13 protein-coding genes are annotated in these 15,126 nt (G+C 71.8%); 4 read left to right on the top strand and 9 right to left on the bottom strand.

Features of this window, described 5'->3' with window-relative positions:
• Positions 1 to 380: 380 nt before the first annotated feature.
• A complete protein-coding gene (locus AB0F17_RS47590; protein ID WP_358037555.1) occupies positions 381 to 524 on the top strand; it encodes a hypothetical protein in 144 nt (47 codons plus the stop codon).
• 331 nt (positions 525 to 855) lie between these two features.
• On the opposite strand, the gene AB0F17_RS47585 is transcribed toward AB0F17_RS47590, so the two are convergent.
• A complete protein-coding gene (locus AB0F17_RS47585) occupies positions 856 to 1,560 on the bottom strand; it encodes a DUF998 domain-containing protein (RefSeq protein ID WP_358037552.1) in 705 nt (234 codons plus the stop codon).
• Between the two features lie 146 nt (positions 1,561 to 1,706).
• Here AB0F17_RS47585 and AB0F17_RS47580 point away from each other — a divergent pair, with 146 nt between their 5' ends.
• Entirely contained in the window at positions 1,707 to 2,246 is a 540-nt protein-coding gene (locus tag AB0F17_RS47580; protein WP_358037549.1) for a transcriptional regulator, read from the top strand.
• Positions 2,243 to 3,469 carry an FAD-dependent monooxygenase gene (locus tag AB0F17_RS47575; RefSeq protein WP_358037546.1) on the top strand — a complete coding sequence of 409 codons (1,227 nt, stop codon included), beginning with the start codon at positions 2,243 to 2,245 and terminating at the stop codon, positions 3,467 to 3,469. The genes AB0F17_RS47580 and AB0F17_RS47575 overlap by 4 nt, the downstream gene beginning before the upstream one ends.
• A 54-nt stretch (positions 3,470 to 3,523) precedes the next feature.
• Here the strand turns inward: AB0F17_RS47575 and AB0F17_RS47570 are convergent, their stop codons facing one another.
• The 3 genes from AB0F17_RS47570 to AB0F17_RS47560 are packed head-to-tail and all read right to left on the bottom strand — an operon-like array spanning position 3,524 to position 7,305.
• Complete coding sequence (locus tag AB0F17_RS47570; RefSeq protein WP_358037543.1) at positions 3,524 to 4,669, bottom strand: FAD-dependent monooxygenase; 1,146 nt, start codon at positions 4,667 to 4,669, stop codon at positions 3,524 to 3,526.
• Between the two features lie 21 nt (positions 4,670 to 4,690).
• Complete coding sequence (locus tag AB0F17_RS47565; RefSeq protein WP_358037540.1) at positions 4,691 to 5,695, bottom strand: NAD-dependent epimerase/dehydratase family protein; 1,005 nt, start codon at positions 5,693 to 5,695, stop codon at positions 4,691 to 4,693.
• A complete protein-coding gene (locus AB0F17_RS47560; protein WP_358037537.1) occupies positions 5,692 to 7,305 on the bottom strand; it encodes a CocE/NonD family hydrolase in 1,614 nt (537 codons plus the stop codon). Before AB0F17_RS47560 ends, AB0F17_RS47565 begins: the two co-directional genes overlap by 4 nt.
• 167 nt (positions 7,306 to 7,472) lie before the next feature.
• On the opposite strand from AB0F17_RS47560, the gene AB0F17_RS47555 reads away from it, so the two are divergent.
• Positions 7,473 to 7,943, top strand: a complete 471-nt coding sequence (locus tag AB0F17_RS47555; protein ID WP_358037534.1) for a MarR family transcriptional regulator — start codon at positions 7,473 to 7,475, stop codon at positions 7,941 to 7,943.
• Positions 7,944 to 8,085: 142 nt separating this feature from the next.
• Here the strand turns inward: AB0F17_RS47555 and AB0F17_RS47550 are convergent, their stop codons facing one another.
• From AB0F17_RS47550 to AB0F17_RS47530, 5 genes are all read right to left on the bottom strand, one after another.
• Positions 8,086 to 8,631 (bottom strand): topology modulation protein, encoded by a 546-nt coding sequence (locus AB0F17_RS47550; protein WP_358037531.1) that lies wholly within the window; start codon positions 8,629 to 8,631, stop codon positions 8,086 to 8,088.
• Positions 8,632 to 8,773: 142 nt separating this feature from the next.
• On the bottom strand, positions 8,774 to 9,874 hold the full coding sequence (locus tag AB0F17_RS47545; protein ID WP_358037528.1) for a hypothetical protein: 1,101 nt from the start codon (positions 9,872 to 9,874) through the stop codon (positions 8,774 to 8,776).
• Positions 9,875 to 9,876: 2 nt separating this feature from the next.
• Positions 9,877 to 10,845, bottom strand: coding sequence for a thiopeptide-type bacteriocin biosynthesis protein (locus AB0F17_RS47540; RefSeq protein ID WP_358037525.1), 969 nt, complete (start codon positions 10,843 to 10,845; stop codon positions 9,877 to 9,879).
• A complete protein-coding gene (locus AB0F17_RS47535; protein ID WP_358037522.1) occupies positions 10,827 to 12,005 on the bottom strand; it encodes a lanthionine synthetase C family protein in 1,179 nt (392 codons plus the stop codon). The genes AB0F17_RS47540 and AB0F17_RS47535 overlap by 19 nt, the downstream gene beginning before the upstream one ends.
• On the bottom strand, positions 12,002 to 15,052 hold the full coding sequence (locus tag AB0F17_RS47530) for a lantibiotic dehydratase (RefSeq protein WP_358037519.1): 3,051 nt from the start codon (positions 15,050 to 15,052) through the stop codon (positions 12,002 to 12,004). Before AB0F17_RS47530 ends, AB0F17_RS47535 begins: the two co-directional genes overlap by 4 nt.
• Positions 15,053 to 15,126 lie beyond the last annotated feature (74 nt).

Genomic DNA, 15,126 nt, shown 5'->3' with positions numbered 1-15,126 from the left:
ATCCCGGAGGACCTACCTCCATCTCTTGCACAGCACCGCTTCCAGAAGCTCTTACATCAACGCCTCCTTCAGCGTTCGTGGCACACGACCTGCGGAAACCTCCTGTGCAGGCGGCGTATGGCGCCCTGGTGCGCCGCCGCGGCCCGCCTCCAGCCTCGCCCGTCGCCCCGCCGGCCTACCGTCAGCTCCCGTGCCCAACCCGGGCTCTCCGTCCACCAGGGAGGAACCTCCGCCATGGGCGAGCTGATGACCACCCACACCGTGCCTGTCCGTCCCGACGGCTGGCCGGACAGGCTCGGACGACGTCCCATGACCAGCGACGACAGGGCCAAGATCCGCAAAGCCCTCGAAGCCGGGCTGCCCGAAGGACCGCCCACCAAGTGCGGCCCGTTCCTGTCACCATCGACAGCCTTGAGCACAGCGATCCACGCAAGCTCATCGCGCTGCGCGACCGCATCCACGCCGCCGCCCGCACCGCTGCGGAAGGACGCCAGACCGCCTACCACGCCACGCCACGCCACTAACACCACCATCGGCATCCGCGGACCCGACGCGGCCGACCGCATCAACCAATTCCGCCACGCCCTGGCCAAGCTCATCACCAAACACGGCTGGACCCCCCGAGACGAACCCCGCTGACCTGCGGCTCAGCGCCTATCGAGAAGTCTCGTTGGAATATGACCACGATCCCGATGTGCCCGGCTGCTGGTCAAGACATGCTGCGCCGGCGAAACCGGGCGGGGTGGCCGGAGCCGAGGCCCGGCGTGTAGCGGCTCTTCTCCTGCCACCGCGTGTGGGCGCGTGCGGTCGGCGACGGCGTGGTCAGACGGCCGCACGCGACAGGTGCGGCCGCGGTCATCGGTGAGCATCGGTGTCGCGCGCCGCCGGAGAAGGGGTGCTCGTGCGGCGGCCGCCGGCGTGGCGGCGGAGCAGGTGCACGGCCAGGGCCGCGGCCCAGCAGAACCCGGCCAGCAGGGACAGGTGTTCGAGCAGGCCCGCGGGGGCCGGTCGCCAGATGCCCTGGGTGTCCAGGCGGTAGGCGATGCCGGCGGCGAAGGCGAAGACGATGATGAGGGTGCCGGACAGCCGGGAGTAGACGGCCCAGCGGCGGCTCGTCTGGCCCAGGCGTCCGGCCAGCACGTACGCGGCGGCGCTGAGCCCGGCGAACAGCAGGAAGCCGGCCACCTGGTGGACGACGCCGGCGGTGGTGACGATGTGCGGCTGGCCGGGCGGGTAGCCCAGCGCGGGATCGGTGGGCACCAGCCCGGCCACGACCAGGCCCGCCGCCGTGGCCGCGAGCAGGATCGGCCCCCAGGTCGCACCGCGCCCGGATCGCAGGGCGCGGCGCACCCCGGCGGCGAAGGCGGCCAGCAGCAGCCCACCGAGCACGAAGTTGATCGTCTGCAGCCAGGCGCGTTCGCCGGTGCCGAGCTGGCTGGCGCCGTGGTGCCACAGGCTGTAGCCGGGCCGGGTGGCGCCGTCGGCCCACAGCAGCGCCGGCACCAGAACACCGGCGGCGATGCCGCTGCCGAGCTGCGCCGACAGGGTGCGAGAAGTCATCGGGAACGTCCTCCTGTTTCTCCGCGACGGATCGTCGCGGGCCGACCAGACTTCCCGGCTCTCCCACAGCACGCCCCGGCCGGGGCGTATCCTGATACAGCAACTTTAGCGCATACTGAAACAACTGCAAGGGGAGGGGATCCGGCGTGACCGAGCAGGAACCGTTGCTGGAGTGGGTGGAGCGGGTGGCCATGTATCTGGCCCGCGATGGGGTGCCGCCGATCGCCGGGCGGGTGCTGGGCTGGCTGATGGTGTGCGACCCGCCGGAGCAGTCGGCGGGGCAGATCAGCGCGGCGATCGGCGCCAGCCGCGCCTCGCTGACCTCTAACCTGCGGCTGCTGACCGGCATGGGTTTCCTGGCCTGGCGCACGAGGCCGGGCGAGCGGACGGTCTACTACCGGATGGCCGAGGACGCCTGGGCGGTGGTGGCCCGCCAGCAGATCGCCGGCATCACCTCCTTCCTCGACATCACCCGCGACGGCCTGGACCTGGTCGGCCCGGACGACGGAAGGGCCGCGCGCATCCGCCAGGCGCACACCACCTTCGAATGGATGGCAGGGGTGTTCAAGGGCGCGCCGCCACTGCACCCCGACCCCGCCAACCCGAACCCCACCAACGCAGGCCCTGACAACGACCATGCCGGCGACGAGCCCGCAGGCGATCTTGACGATGAGGAGACACCGTGACCGGTCGGGCGATCGTGGTCGGCGGCGGCATCGGCGGGCTGGCTGCCGCCGTGGCCTTGCGTCGGATCGGCTGGCAGGCCGTCGTGCTGGAGCGGGCGGCCGAACTTGGCGAGATCGGCGCCGGCATGTCCCAGGCCCCGAACGCCCTGCGTGCGCTGGCCGAGCTCGGCGTGGGTGAGCAGGCGCGCGCGGCCGGGGTGCCCACCTATTCGGCCGGCAACCTGCGTCTGCCGGACGGCCGCTACCTGCAACGCGCCCGACCCGGCGATGCGACCCCGTTGACCGCCTTCCACCGCGCGGACCTGCACCGGGTGCTGCTGGAAGCGGTGCCCGCCGGATGGGTGCGCACCGGGGCGGAGGTCACCGGCATCCAGCACGACTCCGGCGCGGTGACGGTGACGTGGAGCGGCGGCGAGGCCGGCGCCGACCTGGTGATCGGCGCCGACGGCATCCGCAGCACGGTGCGCCGGCTGTTGTGGCCGGACGCGCCGCCGCCGCGTTTTCTGGGCCGCACCGCCTGGCTGGGCATCGCCGAGGCCGGCACCGGCGCCTTTGCGGACGCCGACGGACTGTCCGGCAGCGTCACCATGGGCCCCGGCGGCTACTTCCTGATCCATCCGATCAGCCGCGACCGCGCCTACTGGGCCTACGTGACCACCGCCGACCAGGCCGGCGTCCGCTACCCGGGGGAGAAGAGCGAGGCGGCCCGCCGCCTCTCCGGCTGGCACGCGCCGATCCCGGCGCTGATCGCGGCCACCCCCGGGCAGGCGGTGATCCATATCGACATCTGCGATCTGGATCCACTGCCCACCTACGTTCGCGGCCGGGCGGTGCTGCTCGGCGATGCCGCGCACGCGATGAGCCCGGATCGCGGCCAAGGCGCCGGGCAATCCATCGAAGACGCCGTCGTGCTCGCCGCGGCCCTCGCCGACGAGCCCGCCGACGAGGGCGGCGGTGGGTCGGGTGGGGAGTCTGGCGGTGAGTCCGAGGTGGAGGCCGCGCTGCGCCGATACGACGCCGAGCGCCGCCCGCGCACCCAGGCCACCGCTCGCGGCGCCCGCGCCGATGGTCGCCGCACCACGTCGGCGGCCGCGTACCGGGCGCTGGTCGCCATGATCCGGCTGATGCCCGCCCCGCTGTGGCGCAAAGGCATCACCGCCGACGCCAACCCGACCTGGCGATGGCAGCCGCCGCACCTGCCATCGCCGACCAGGCGCCACTGAGCCGGGGTCGCCCGATGCGGGCCCCGGGCACAGTGGTCGTCGCCGACCCTTCACTCAGCCCTTGATGAAGCGGCGGGTCATGTATCGGCGCACCGGCGGGAGCGCGGCCAGGCGCAGCGGGAGTTGGGTCAGCCACAGCAGCAGCGGGTTGGCGGGGGCGTAGACGCCTTTGACCCGGCGGCCGAGCTTCTGTTTGCGTTCGGCTTCGGGCCGGATGGCGGCCTCCCATGCGGCCAGTGCTGCGGGGATGTCGCCGGGGTGGGCGGCCAGTTCGGTGCCGAGCCGGTCGGCGCCGCCGACGGCCAGCGCTGAGCCGTAGCCGGCGAACAGGGTGACGCACCAGGCGGCGTCGCCGAGCAGCACCACGCGGCCTTTGCTCCAGGACGGTGCGACGACCTGGCTGATGGTGTCGAAGTAGACCGACTCGGTTCGCTGGAGTCCGGCGAGGGCTTCGGGGATGACCCAGCCGAGGTCGCCATAGATGCGCCGCAGTTCGGTGGCCACGTCCTCGCCTGGCCGGGCGTGGCTGGTGCGGTAGCCGAAGAAGGCGACGTTGCGGCCGTCGGGAATGCTGATGACCGCGGCGGTGCGGCCGCCGGATGACAGGGTGCCGGTGGCGCCGGGCGCGATGGTGGCGGGCCGACGGTCGAGCATGTAGACGGCGACCTTGTGGTCCAGGTCGAGCAGGAAGTCCTCTTCCGGGCCGAACAGCAGGGCGCGGGTGGCCGAGTGCAGACCGTCGGCGCCGATCAGCAGGTCGGCGGCTTCGATGGTGCCGTCGGTCAAGGTCACGCGGACGGCGTGCTTGTCCTGGTCGACGGCGGTGAGGGTGGCGCCGAAGCGGATCTCGGTGTGATCGCGTACCTCCTCATACAGGACGGTTTCCAGATCGCCGCGCAGGATGGTGATCGAGCGTGGCCCGGTGGTGGCGGCGATGGTGGCGCGGTCAAGGGAGAAACGGCGGGAGCCGTCGCCCTTGTGGTAGACGAGTTCGTTGGTGGTGAAGCCCTTGTTGAGCAGGGGGTTCAGGATGCCCATGTGTTCGGCGGCGTCGTAGCCGATGCCGCCGAAGGTGACGGCGTAGCCGCCGCCGCGGCGGGCGGGGGCGCGTTCGACGATGAGGGTGTCCCAGCCGATCTGGTGCAGGCGCAGGGCGGCGGCGAGGCCGGCGATGCCGGCTCCGATGATGATGGCGCGCATGATGAGGTGGTGCCTTCTTCTTTAGTAGGAGAGCTGGTCGAGCAGCCGCTGTTCGGCGGTGGCATCCAGCCAGGTGTCGGGGGAGGGCGCATCCGCGCGGGGGGCCGGGTCGCCTTCGGCCTGCAGCCAGGCCCAGGTGTCGGCGAGGGTGGCGCGCAGCGGGCGCGCGGTGAGGCCTTCGGCCAGGGCGGCGCTGACGTCGGCGTCGTGCATGCCGCTCGGCGCGCTGCCATCGGGCAGCCGCAGCCCGAACTCCATGCCGAGCGGCAGGCCATGCCGCATGAGCAGTTCCGGCGGCGCCCACACCAGTTCGGTGTCGAAGCCGGTGACCTCCAGCGCCGTGGTGAGCAGCTCGCCGAGGGTGATCGCGCCAGGCGGGCCGGTCACGGTAAAGGCGCCGCTCAGGCCGCGTTCGGCGGCTTGGAGCATCCAGGTGGCCAGGTCCCGGACGTCGAGGTACTGCAACGGCGTCTCGGGCGGGGCGGGGGCCAGGACCCGGCCGCCCTTCGCCAAACGGCGTAGCCACCAGGGGATGCGGCCGACGTCCTCGTATGGGCCGAGGATCATCCCGGCCCTGGCCAGCAACGCCGTCCGGGGGAAGGATTCGGTGACGGCGAGCTCGCCGCCGCGCTTGGCGGCGGCGTAGTCGGCGTCGTCGGTGCTACCGGGGTCGCCGTCGACCAGGGGCGCCTGCTCGTCGGCACCCGGTGGCCAGGGCCAGCGGTGCACGCCGCGGCTGGAGACGTACCCGTAGTGCCCTGCCCGATCGACCAGCAGGCGGGCGCTGTCGCGCACCACACGTGGCGCCCAGGCCCAGGTGTCAATGACGGCGTCCCATTCGGACGAGCCCAGTGCCCGCCGGACGGATCCGGGGTCGGTGCGGTCGGCGATCAGCGCCCGCACCCCGGGGGCGGGGTCACGGCTGAGGCCGCGGTTGAGCGTGCTCACCTCATCGCCGCGCTCCAGCGCGGTCTCCACGAGGGCGCGGCCCACGTGGTGGGTGCCGCCGAGGACGAGGACTTTCATGATGCTCCTGAGGTGAGGGGCAGCCAGAGGGCTGACGGGTGGCTGTGGTCGTGGAAGATTTCGTGTTTCGAGGGGCGCAGGCTTGTACCGGTGGCGAGCGGTTCGCCGGTGCCGGGGTTACGGCCGAAGCGTGGGTGGGCGCCGCTGGAGACCTGCAGCCGGATGCGGTGGCCGCGCTTGAAGCGGTGGGCCATCGGCCACAGGGCGATGTCGGCCACCCGGACGTCGCCGGGGTTGTGCAGCCGGACGATGCCGTCGCACACGTTGACCGATCGGCCGCGTGAGTCCACGTCGCACAACCGGGCGAAGTAGTCGACGTGCGGGTTGGCCGAGCGGGCGTGCAGACGGACGCGGACCGGGCCGACGGCCTCGACGTCTTCGGCCAGGGGCACGGTGGTGAAGGTGAGTACGTCGGCTCTGGCTTCGATGGGCCGGTTGTCCTTCGCCCCGGCTGTCAGACCCACCTGCGTGCCGCCGACGGTTGGGGTCGGGTCAGCGGGGTCATAGCGGTAGCGGCTGGGAGAGCTCTGGCCGTCGTTCGGGGTGCGGCTGAGCCCGCCGTCCGGGCGCAGGAACCAGGGCGTCGCCTCGTGCGCGGGCGGCCAGGCAGGCACGTCGATCCAGCGGCCAGCGCCGGTAACGAACAGCCGCACACCAGCGGGCGCCTGCCGCCTGAGCAGCGCGGCATCCAGCATGGCGAGCGCGTCGGTCAGCCCTTCGCGGGTGTAGAGGCCGCGGCCGTGCCCCCACGGTCCGACCAGTAGCCGCACCTGACGCCCTGCGGCGACCAGGGCGGCGTAGTCGGCCAGCATCCCCGGCAGGAAGAAGTCGTGCCAGCCGCCCTGCAGGTGCACCACCGGCGGCATGCGCTCGAGGTTGGGGCGGTGGTCGGTGCTGGCCCAGTACTTCTCGCCGGGACCGTGGCGGACCCAGTGCCGGAACCAGGGCACGGGGTGCCCGGTCAGCGCCTGATCGGCTTCCTGCAGCGGGAGGGCGAGCGTGGCACGCGACAGCCGCCGCGCGGCACCGACCAGCCCGGCCATTTGGCGGGTGATGCCGTAGCCGCCGAGCAACATCCGCTCCACCAGCTGCACCCAGCCGAGCGCGTTACCCGTCGCGAAGGCTCCTCCGGGGTACATGAAGCCGCGAGCGAACTCCGATGGCGCGTCCTGGATGAGCGCGATCTTCCATTCCGGGATGTGGCGGGCGGCCAGCTCCCACTGGGCGAGGCCGAGGTAGCTGGCGCCCCACGTGGCCAGCTCGCCGCCGAACCACGGCTGAGCACGCAGCCAGCTCACTGTGCCGTCGGCGTCGGCGGGGTCGATGACGAACCCGTCGAAGCGGCCGCCGGAGCCGGCCGTGCCGCGCAGGCTCTGATACAGCACCTGGTAGCCGCGCTCGGCCAGCAGGTTCGGCAGCTGGTCCAGCGCGTTGCCGCGGCCGTACGGGCTGCGCAGCAAGATCAGCGGGGGCCGCTCCAGGTCGGCAGGGTAGTGGCGGGTGGCCAGCAGACGCGCCCCGTCCGCAGCCGGGATCACGATGTCGCGCTGCACCCGCACCGGGTGCCGCACTGCGGGACGCACGCCGTACACACGGCTGAGCAAGGTCATCGGGATCATCTCCTCGTCGAGACGTGAGAGTCCTCACGTCGCCGACCAGGCTTCCCGGCACACCATCGAATCTCCGAAATGGAGCCGATGCCAGCAATATAGCGAATCTTCAGAAATTTCTGAAGTCCATTGAGGTTCGATAGTCTGTCACGCATCGGAGGTGAGGCGTGAACGACAGCAACGAGCAGTGGCAGGCCGCCGAACGGCTGGCCCTCACGTTGACCGAAGGCGGCTTGCAGCGCATGGCCGCCCGGACGCTGGCGGTGTTCCTGTTCACCGACCAGCAGACGGTCACCATGGGCGACATCGCCGACCAGCTCGGCGTCAGCGCCGGCTCGGTCTCCGGCTCGGTCAAATCCCTGCTGGCGGTCGGCCTGATCGAACGCCTGCCCGCGCCCGGCAGCCGCCGCGAGCACTACCGACTACGCGAAGACGCCTGGGCCACCCTGTTCACCAGCCAGAACACCGTCATCCAGCTCATGCTCCAAGCCGCTGAAACCGGGATCGCCGCCACAACGCCTGACGATCCCGCCCACGACCGGCTGAGGCAGATGCATGACTTCTACCAGTTCATGCTCAACGAGATCCCCACCCTCCTCGACCGCTGGCGACAGCATCAGGCCACCCGCTCCGGGTGAGGCGTCCTACGAAGACCACAGCCGGACTTCCTCGCTCGCGCTGGCTGTGCCTCGCGCTCGCGGTTTGAGAGGTGTCTCGGCAATTCGCCGTCTCGCTCGGCGAGGCGCATCTCCCACTCGGCGAAGGCGTTGTCTGCCGACATCATGGGCGCCGCCCGTCCATGCCGCCATGACGGGCCAGCGGCTGGCGGCTACCTGCTCCAGCCAGCGGCGCGTCTCGGCGCGGCCGGTGAGGAAGAACACGCTTGTCCGCGGCCAGCTCGTTGATCTTTACCAGCACTTTGGGCCGCATGCGTCTCCGGTAGGTGGCCACATAGGTGAGCACGCCCCAGCGGATGCGGTTGTAGACGCCGGAGGTGTGCTGGCCGGCGCCATGCCGGAGCTGACGGGAGAAGACTCCCCACAGGGCGGCCCAGGTGGGCACGTCCATCATCACCACGGTGTCGCACGCCTGGAGCCGGACGTGCAGCGAGGAGTTGTAGTTGCCGTCGATGACCCAGCGCGGGGCCGCGACCAGCTCTCGCTGGGCGGCCTCGAACTTCTCGGGCGGGAGCGGGTTCCACTCGTCGTCGAAGTAGACCGCGTCCAGATGGGTGACCGGTGCATCCAGCAGCCGGCCGAGTTCGCGGGCCACGTGAGACTTGCCGCTCCCGCAGGATCCGACGATGGCGACTCGGTTCATCTGCATGGCACTCCACGGTAGCCGGGACGGACGTGACCGACGGGGCCATGGCAGGTGAGTCGAGGAGGGACGGCGGGGCGGTGCTCATCGGCGTGACAGCTCCAGCCCGGGGCCCAGGGCGACCGGCGTCCCCCCGGCCACCGATGAGTCACACGGCCATGGCCAGCGCCTCGCTCGCCGTCTTCACCGAGTACGTGAGCGAATCGAGCAGCGGCGCCGGCAGCGCCCCTGCGCCCAGGCCGGAGGACTCCACCAGGTCGGTCAGCGCCTGGCGGCGCGCATCCGACACCCCGTCCAAGGGGCGGCGCCTGAGCATGTCGCGCGCGGCGTACCCGTCTCCGGACTCGATCACCTCGGCGGTCAGTTGACCGTGAACGCGGTTGGCGGCCTCGGTGGTGTCGGCGAGGGTGGCGACGGTCAGCCCGAACCGGGTCCGGAAGACCGCGTAGCCGGGCATCGGCCCGTGCCCGAGAAACTGTTCGACCATTGCCGCCGTGTTCCGGCTTGCCGCTGCTCCGTCCGGCTCCGCGCACAGCACGCGCAGGCAGGAAGCCACCTGTTGCTCCCACGGCTCCGTGGTCGTGCTCTCGTCGAGTAGGGCCCGCGCCGCTCCCAGCGTGCCACGCAGGCAGTGGGCGATGATCGCGGCTTGCCGTCCTTCCATAAGGTGCAGGCCGATGCCTTGGTGCGCTTTGGCGTGTGTGACCGCCTCGTCCCAGCGGTCGGCGAGGGCGAGGGCGCGGATGCCGTCCGCGAGGTACTGCAGCCAGATCCATTCGCGTAGCTTGTGGTGCTCCTTCGGAGTGCCGGCGAGGTTGGTCAGCGGCAGGGTGCGGTCCTCGATCGCCAGGTCGGTGCCGTGCGTGACTGCCTGGTACATCGCGTCCAGCAGCCGTAGCGCGTGCTGCCCGGCGTCGGCGCGGATCTGGAGCCGGGCGAGGTTGAGGGCGGGTTCGAGCATGTACCGGGCCTGGAGCACGGTCAGCGGGTGACCGGCCCCACGGTAAATGTTGATGTGCTGCCAGCACAGGTCACGGGCCAGGTCCGGTAGGCCGCAGTCGCTGGCCAGCAGCGCGGCCTTATTCAGTGCGTGTGCCCCCTCGTGCAGGGCGTCAGCGCCTTGGCGGGCGGCGGTTTCGGCGATGTCGGCGATCTCGTTGACCCGTTTGGGAAGCGGCGGGTGGCCGGGCCGGGCGAGGCCAACGAGAGGGAAGCGGCGGACGGCGGCGCGCAGCGTGGTGGGGTCCATGGTCAGCTCTCGGGCAGGAAGGCGGCCGTGGCCGCGCGGGAGAGGATGCCTTGCGTGGTGGCCGACAGGCCGAGCCGGTTCCAGTGGAAGATCACGATGTGGGTGAGGAGCGCGCGCAGCCCGCGGTCGAGGCGGCCTTCGGCGGCGGCCCGGCCGAGCTGGTTGCCAGCGGCCTGCCACGCGGTGAGCCACGGCGCGGCGAACGCGGCGTGCCCGCCGGGGGCGAACGGCTCGCTGTCGGGCTTCGCGGGTAGGGCCAGCAGCGTGCGCACGTTGGCGGTCAGCTTCTCGATGCGGGTGGTGTTGGTCTCGGTGGGTGCGGGCCGTATTTCGGCCACCCGGGCGAAGACGTCGCCGCGCTCGAACCAGTCCAGGCCCGCCTCCTGTAGCAGGGCGTTGACCAGCACGATGGACAGTTCACGGCGGCCGAGGTCGGGAGTGTTCTGGCGGGCGTAGTCGAGGACGCCGCGGCTGTCGGCGTAGAAAAGGTCATGCGCGGCTTGTACTCCGGCCGGGCCGCCGAACGCGGCGGTTTCAGGCTCGTACACGGTCGGCCACCAGCGGGTGAGCGCTCCGGCGGCGGTTAGCTCATCGAGCACCTGGTCTATGGCTGGGATGTCCGCGTCACGCAAGCGCAGCCGCCAGCCGGGGGGCTTACGCAGAAACCACCACCCGGAAATCGCGCCGTCCGCCTGGAGCTGCTCCAGGCACGGCCCGAGCAGCTCGGCGCCGACCTGCTCGGCGGTATCCCAGTCGGGGAACTGGACGCGTAGCTGGTACCAGCCAGCCTCTGCATGTTGTTCGAGCGCCGCGAGCCCGGCAGCCTGATACACGATGGCGGCTTCGTCGAGGTCGGCCGGGTCCACGCCGATGTCGGCGGCGGTGGTGTCCAGGTCTGCCCCTGCGAGGAGGGCGAGGACGCCAGCGGCGAGGCGTCGCGGCGCGGCGGTGGTCAGGCAATGAGGAGGCATGCGTCCCATCCAGAGCGCGGGGGTGTGTTGTGCTGTGCGGTTTCCAGGGCCAGGCCCACCCCGGCGGCTCCGGTCAGCAGCCCTTCGGTGTCGTCTTGGCCGATCGCCGCGTGTTGTGTGAGCGCGGCTGCGAGTACGGGGAGCCGGTGGCCGATCGCCGGGTTCGCGGCGTCGAGGGAGGCCCGGTAGGCGGTCTGATACACGCCGGCCATGCCATGGCACAGCCCTGCCTCGGTGATGTTCTGGAGGTGCTGGTCGGTCAGGCATTCGGCCATGGCCTTCTCGGCGATCCCGCGCCGGACCGGGTCGTCGGTGGCGAGGGCGGCGAGTTGCTGGGCGCGGGCGATCCCGGCCGTGCCGTAGCACCACGACGGTCGACCAGGACCGGGCTGGGCGGTGTGGCCGATGCGGAGGTCCTCGCGGGTGAGCCACTGCGGCCACCAGGTTCCGTCTGCGGAGTCTTGCCGCCACCGGTCGAACCAGCCGCCCAAGGTCTCGATCGCGCCGGTTTGACCGGGCACCTTGCAGCCGCGCAGAGCGGCGAGAGAGAGCAGGGCGAGCGGCCCGGCCGCGCCGTGCGCGAGGCCGAGATTGACGTGCCCGCCGGGAGTCGGCATGAGCGGATCCGGGTCGTGGTCGACCCACCAGCCCGGCACCTCCACGCCGTCCACGCGGCGCGGTTTGGTCAACCAGGTCAGGTAGTTCAGGACGGCGCCGAGTAGGTCGCTGCCGGGTGCCCGCAGGAGTAGCAGCACGCCGAGCCCGGTCAGTCCGCGGAACAGGTCGAACTCGGCGAACGCGGCGGGGGCTCGTCCCCTCATCCGTTCGGCGGCGGTGGCCAGGCGGCGTTGGGCCAGCCGCGCGACGTGCTTGTCGAGGGTGCGGGCCGCCGCCTGGTAGCGGGGGTTACCCGTGCTGGCGGCGTGCAGGACGAACGCGATCGCCGGCGCCCCGTAGTAGAGCCCGGCGTGCTGTGCGCTGTCGATGGGTCCGGCGGTGGTCTGCTGGATGTGCGCGTGGGCGTTCGCCCAGTCTCCGGTGCCGGTGAGGGCGCGCTCGATGTGCAGGAGCGCGTTCGCGGCGGTCGGTTTGGTGAGGGATTGGCTTGCTATCTCGTGTTCGCTGAGTTCCACCGGTTCGGGGGCTGGGCGGCCGTTCACAGGGCACCTGCCAGGGCGAGGCAGCGCAGGGCGGCCGCGCGGGCGAGGCGGCCTGTGGTCTTCTCGAATTCCGGGTCGACGCCGAGGGCGCGCACGTGGTGGTCATGCAGCAGGGTTCGCAGCACGGTGGCCGGGTCGCGCTGCTCGGCGAGGGCGCGGTGGTAGGCGGTCATCGCCGTGTCTCGGGTCCGCCAGGCGGCGGCGACGGTTTCGCCGCCCGGGATGGCGCGCACTGCCTGGTAGTCGTCGGCGGGGTCGCCCCAGCGGAGCGTGTGGTCGCGCAGGGTGCGATCCAGTGGGCCGGTCTGCTGGTCCAGGCAGCGGAGCAGCGCCCGGTAGCCGGCGGTGGTGTCGGGGGCGAACGTGGCGGCGAGGTGTGCCATGGACGCGGCGGCGAGTGCCTGGCCAGGCAGCCGGGCAGTGTCGGCTACGGTGATCTGCGCGATGGCGGCCTTGGTGTCGGCGGCGAACGCCTGCTCGGCCGCCGCCAGCGCCGCGGCTTCGCCGTACCGGCCGGGCTGTTCGTGGTGGGTGGCGATGGTGAGCTGCGCGGGCATGCCGAGCGCCTCCAGCCGGGCGGCGAACGCGGCCAGGCGTGCCGCGACCGGCCCGTACTGGTCGGGGCCAGCCAGGCGCAGGAACACTGCGAGATGCTGGTCGGCGTCGAGCTGGATCATGTCGCGGTGGCGGCGCACCCACCAGGAGGTGACCAGGTCGGCGAGCTCGTCGGCGAAGGGCGGCAGATGTCGGGCCAGGATGTCGTCGAATCGCGCCGGGTTGCCGACCAGGTGGGCGCACATCAGCGCGGCGGCGCCCGGGGCCGCAGTCGCCGGGAGGCGGCATGGCGGCGGGTTGACCGCGGTCATCGGGATCAGCAGCTCGGCCGGTCGGCCGATCCAGTCCAGCCCGTGCGCCGGGTGGTCTTCTTGCAGCTCGATCCGTCCAGCCTGCTCCAACCGTCTCTGGAGCACGGCGCGGTCCATCGGCTGATCGAGGTCGAGAGGGAGACGCAGGTCCTCGTGGCAGAGCAGGACACGCGCCGGCATGCGCCACCGCTGTCGCCACGCCTGCAGCGCCGCGTCCCAATCCTGCCCGGCGCCGGGTAGGGCGGTCGTTGTGAGGAGCCAGCGGGCGGCAGCCATGATGGTGCGCCGGTATCGGATGCGCGGCAGGTACGGCAGGGTGCGGGCGGCGCCGTGGTTGAACGGCTTGTAGACGGCGCTGCGGGCGTCGGCGGCCTCGGCGAGGAACCGGGCCAGCGGCGGAGTCTGGATGGTGGTGTCCAGCGCATGGGGGATGCGGGCTACGACGCGCCGGCCGGTGGAGCGCTGTACCAGGTACATGTGGGCGGAGTCGGCGGTGACCGCCAAGTCGTCGACGCCGATCGCGCCGCTTCCGGGGTGCTCGCCCAGATGCACTACGTCGGGGATCAGCGGCGGGACCCGCGTGAGGTTCTCGTTGCGGGAGCGGCGAGGCGGGAAGGAAAGCTGCACCGCCACGGCGTCGTCGCCGATGTGCTCGGGGCCGGTGCCGTAGGAGGCGGCCAGCCGGGCACGGTCGTCCTTGTCCAGCAGGTAGGCGAACCGCCCGGTCATGCTGGTGTGAGCGCGCGGGTTGGCGGTGATGCGCAGGTCGAACTCTCCGCGATCAATAGCCTCGGTGGAGGTGGCGGTCAGGGCGACACCGAGCTCGATCCGGTGTGGCAGCACCACGATGTCGTGGTCGCCCACGGTCAGCGCGGCGACGTCCGCCTCCGTGAGCGTGACCTCGTCGGCTCCCGTCCTGGCGGCTTCCTGGATGAGGGCCAGGAGGACGGTGTCTCGCTCGGTGAGCATGCGCCAGGTCGGTCGTGCGCGGGGTGCGCCTAGGTAGCCGCCGGGGAAGCCGAGCCCGGAGTCGGCCACCAGCTCCTTCACCGGAACCAGGGCGCCGGGGCCGTAGCGGGTGAGGAACCGGGCGTGGTAGTCCATCCATGCTGTGCGGCCGAAGGGCTCGGTGGACAGGCGCAGCAGGACGGTGGCGGCTCGGGCGGCCTCCTGCAGCACGACCTCGGGGACGGCGATTGCGGCGTCGAGAGTCACGTCGGTGACCAGCCCGGCGCCGGGGGCGAGCGCGGCCATCTGCACGCGGGTCGCGGTGCGGAGCGCGGCGGCTCGCTCTGGGGCGGTTGTGTTGTGGTGCGTCAGCAGGTCGCGGGTATCTTCGAGGTGGCGCAGCAGCCCTTTGACGTCGGCCAGGTTGCTGCCGCCCGCGTCGTGCAGGACGTCGATGAGGTGTTGCAGCGGGTCGGTGGCGGTCATCGGCGGACGCAGGTTGGTGATCAGAATGCGCTGATCCACCAGCGTGTGCAGCAGGGCGAGAATCTTCTCCGGTGAGGTGTCGGGGAAGCGCTCGGTCAGCTCGGCGGCGAGCTGGTCGAACCGGACGGGTGTGGCGGCCGCGGCGAGCGCGATCTGCACGGGCCGGGTCAGACGCACGGATACCTCGCGCATGGGGCCCGGCAGCCGGCCGTCGCCCTGTGTCCGGGTGGCGACGATGAAGCGGCCGTCGCGGGCGATCCCAAAGCTGTCGGCGATCACCGTCAGGCGTGGCCGCAGGCTCTGATGCCGCTCGATCTGGTCGGTCAGGTGGGTGACCCAGTCGGCGTTCACTCGCGCGTACGCGTGGTGCTGGGTACCGAGGTCGGCTCTGGCGGGCCCGATGGCGGCGGTGGCGATTCCGGCGAACAGCCCGAACGGGGTCGGGCGGCGCTGCCAACGCAGCAGGTAGGAAACGGTGGCCATGACGGCGCGGCGCACGTCGCTACCAGGCGCCGTGGCAGAGCCGAGCAGGTCATCAACGCAGGCACCGAGATCGGGACTGGCCATCTGCAGGGCCTCGCGCACCTCGCCGCGGGCCCACACCTTCGCCAGCCACGCCCGGCCTTCCTGCTGGACGGCGGTGGGGTCACGCAGGTTGAGGCGGGTGGGTAGATCGAGGTCGCCCGGGTCGGTGCTCGCTCGCACCATCACCAGGCCGGTGTGCCGGTAGCGCGGGGGGACGCTCATCGTGATCCCTCTGCTGGGTCGGTGGTGAGCCGCGCCGCCGGCGCCCACACGGGATCGCGGGCGTCGGCGGCAGA

The sequence above is a fragment of the Nonomuraea sp. NPDC026600 genome, assembly GCF_040638335.1.
In the GTDB taxonomy this organism is placed as follows: Bacteria; Actinomycetota; Actinomycetes; order Streptosporangiales; family Streptosporangiaceae; genus Nonomuraea.
The sequence above is the reverse complement of the archived record's forward strand: the minus strand, read 5'-3'. Positions and strand labels throughout refer to the sequence as shown.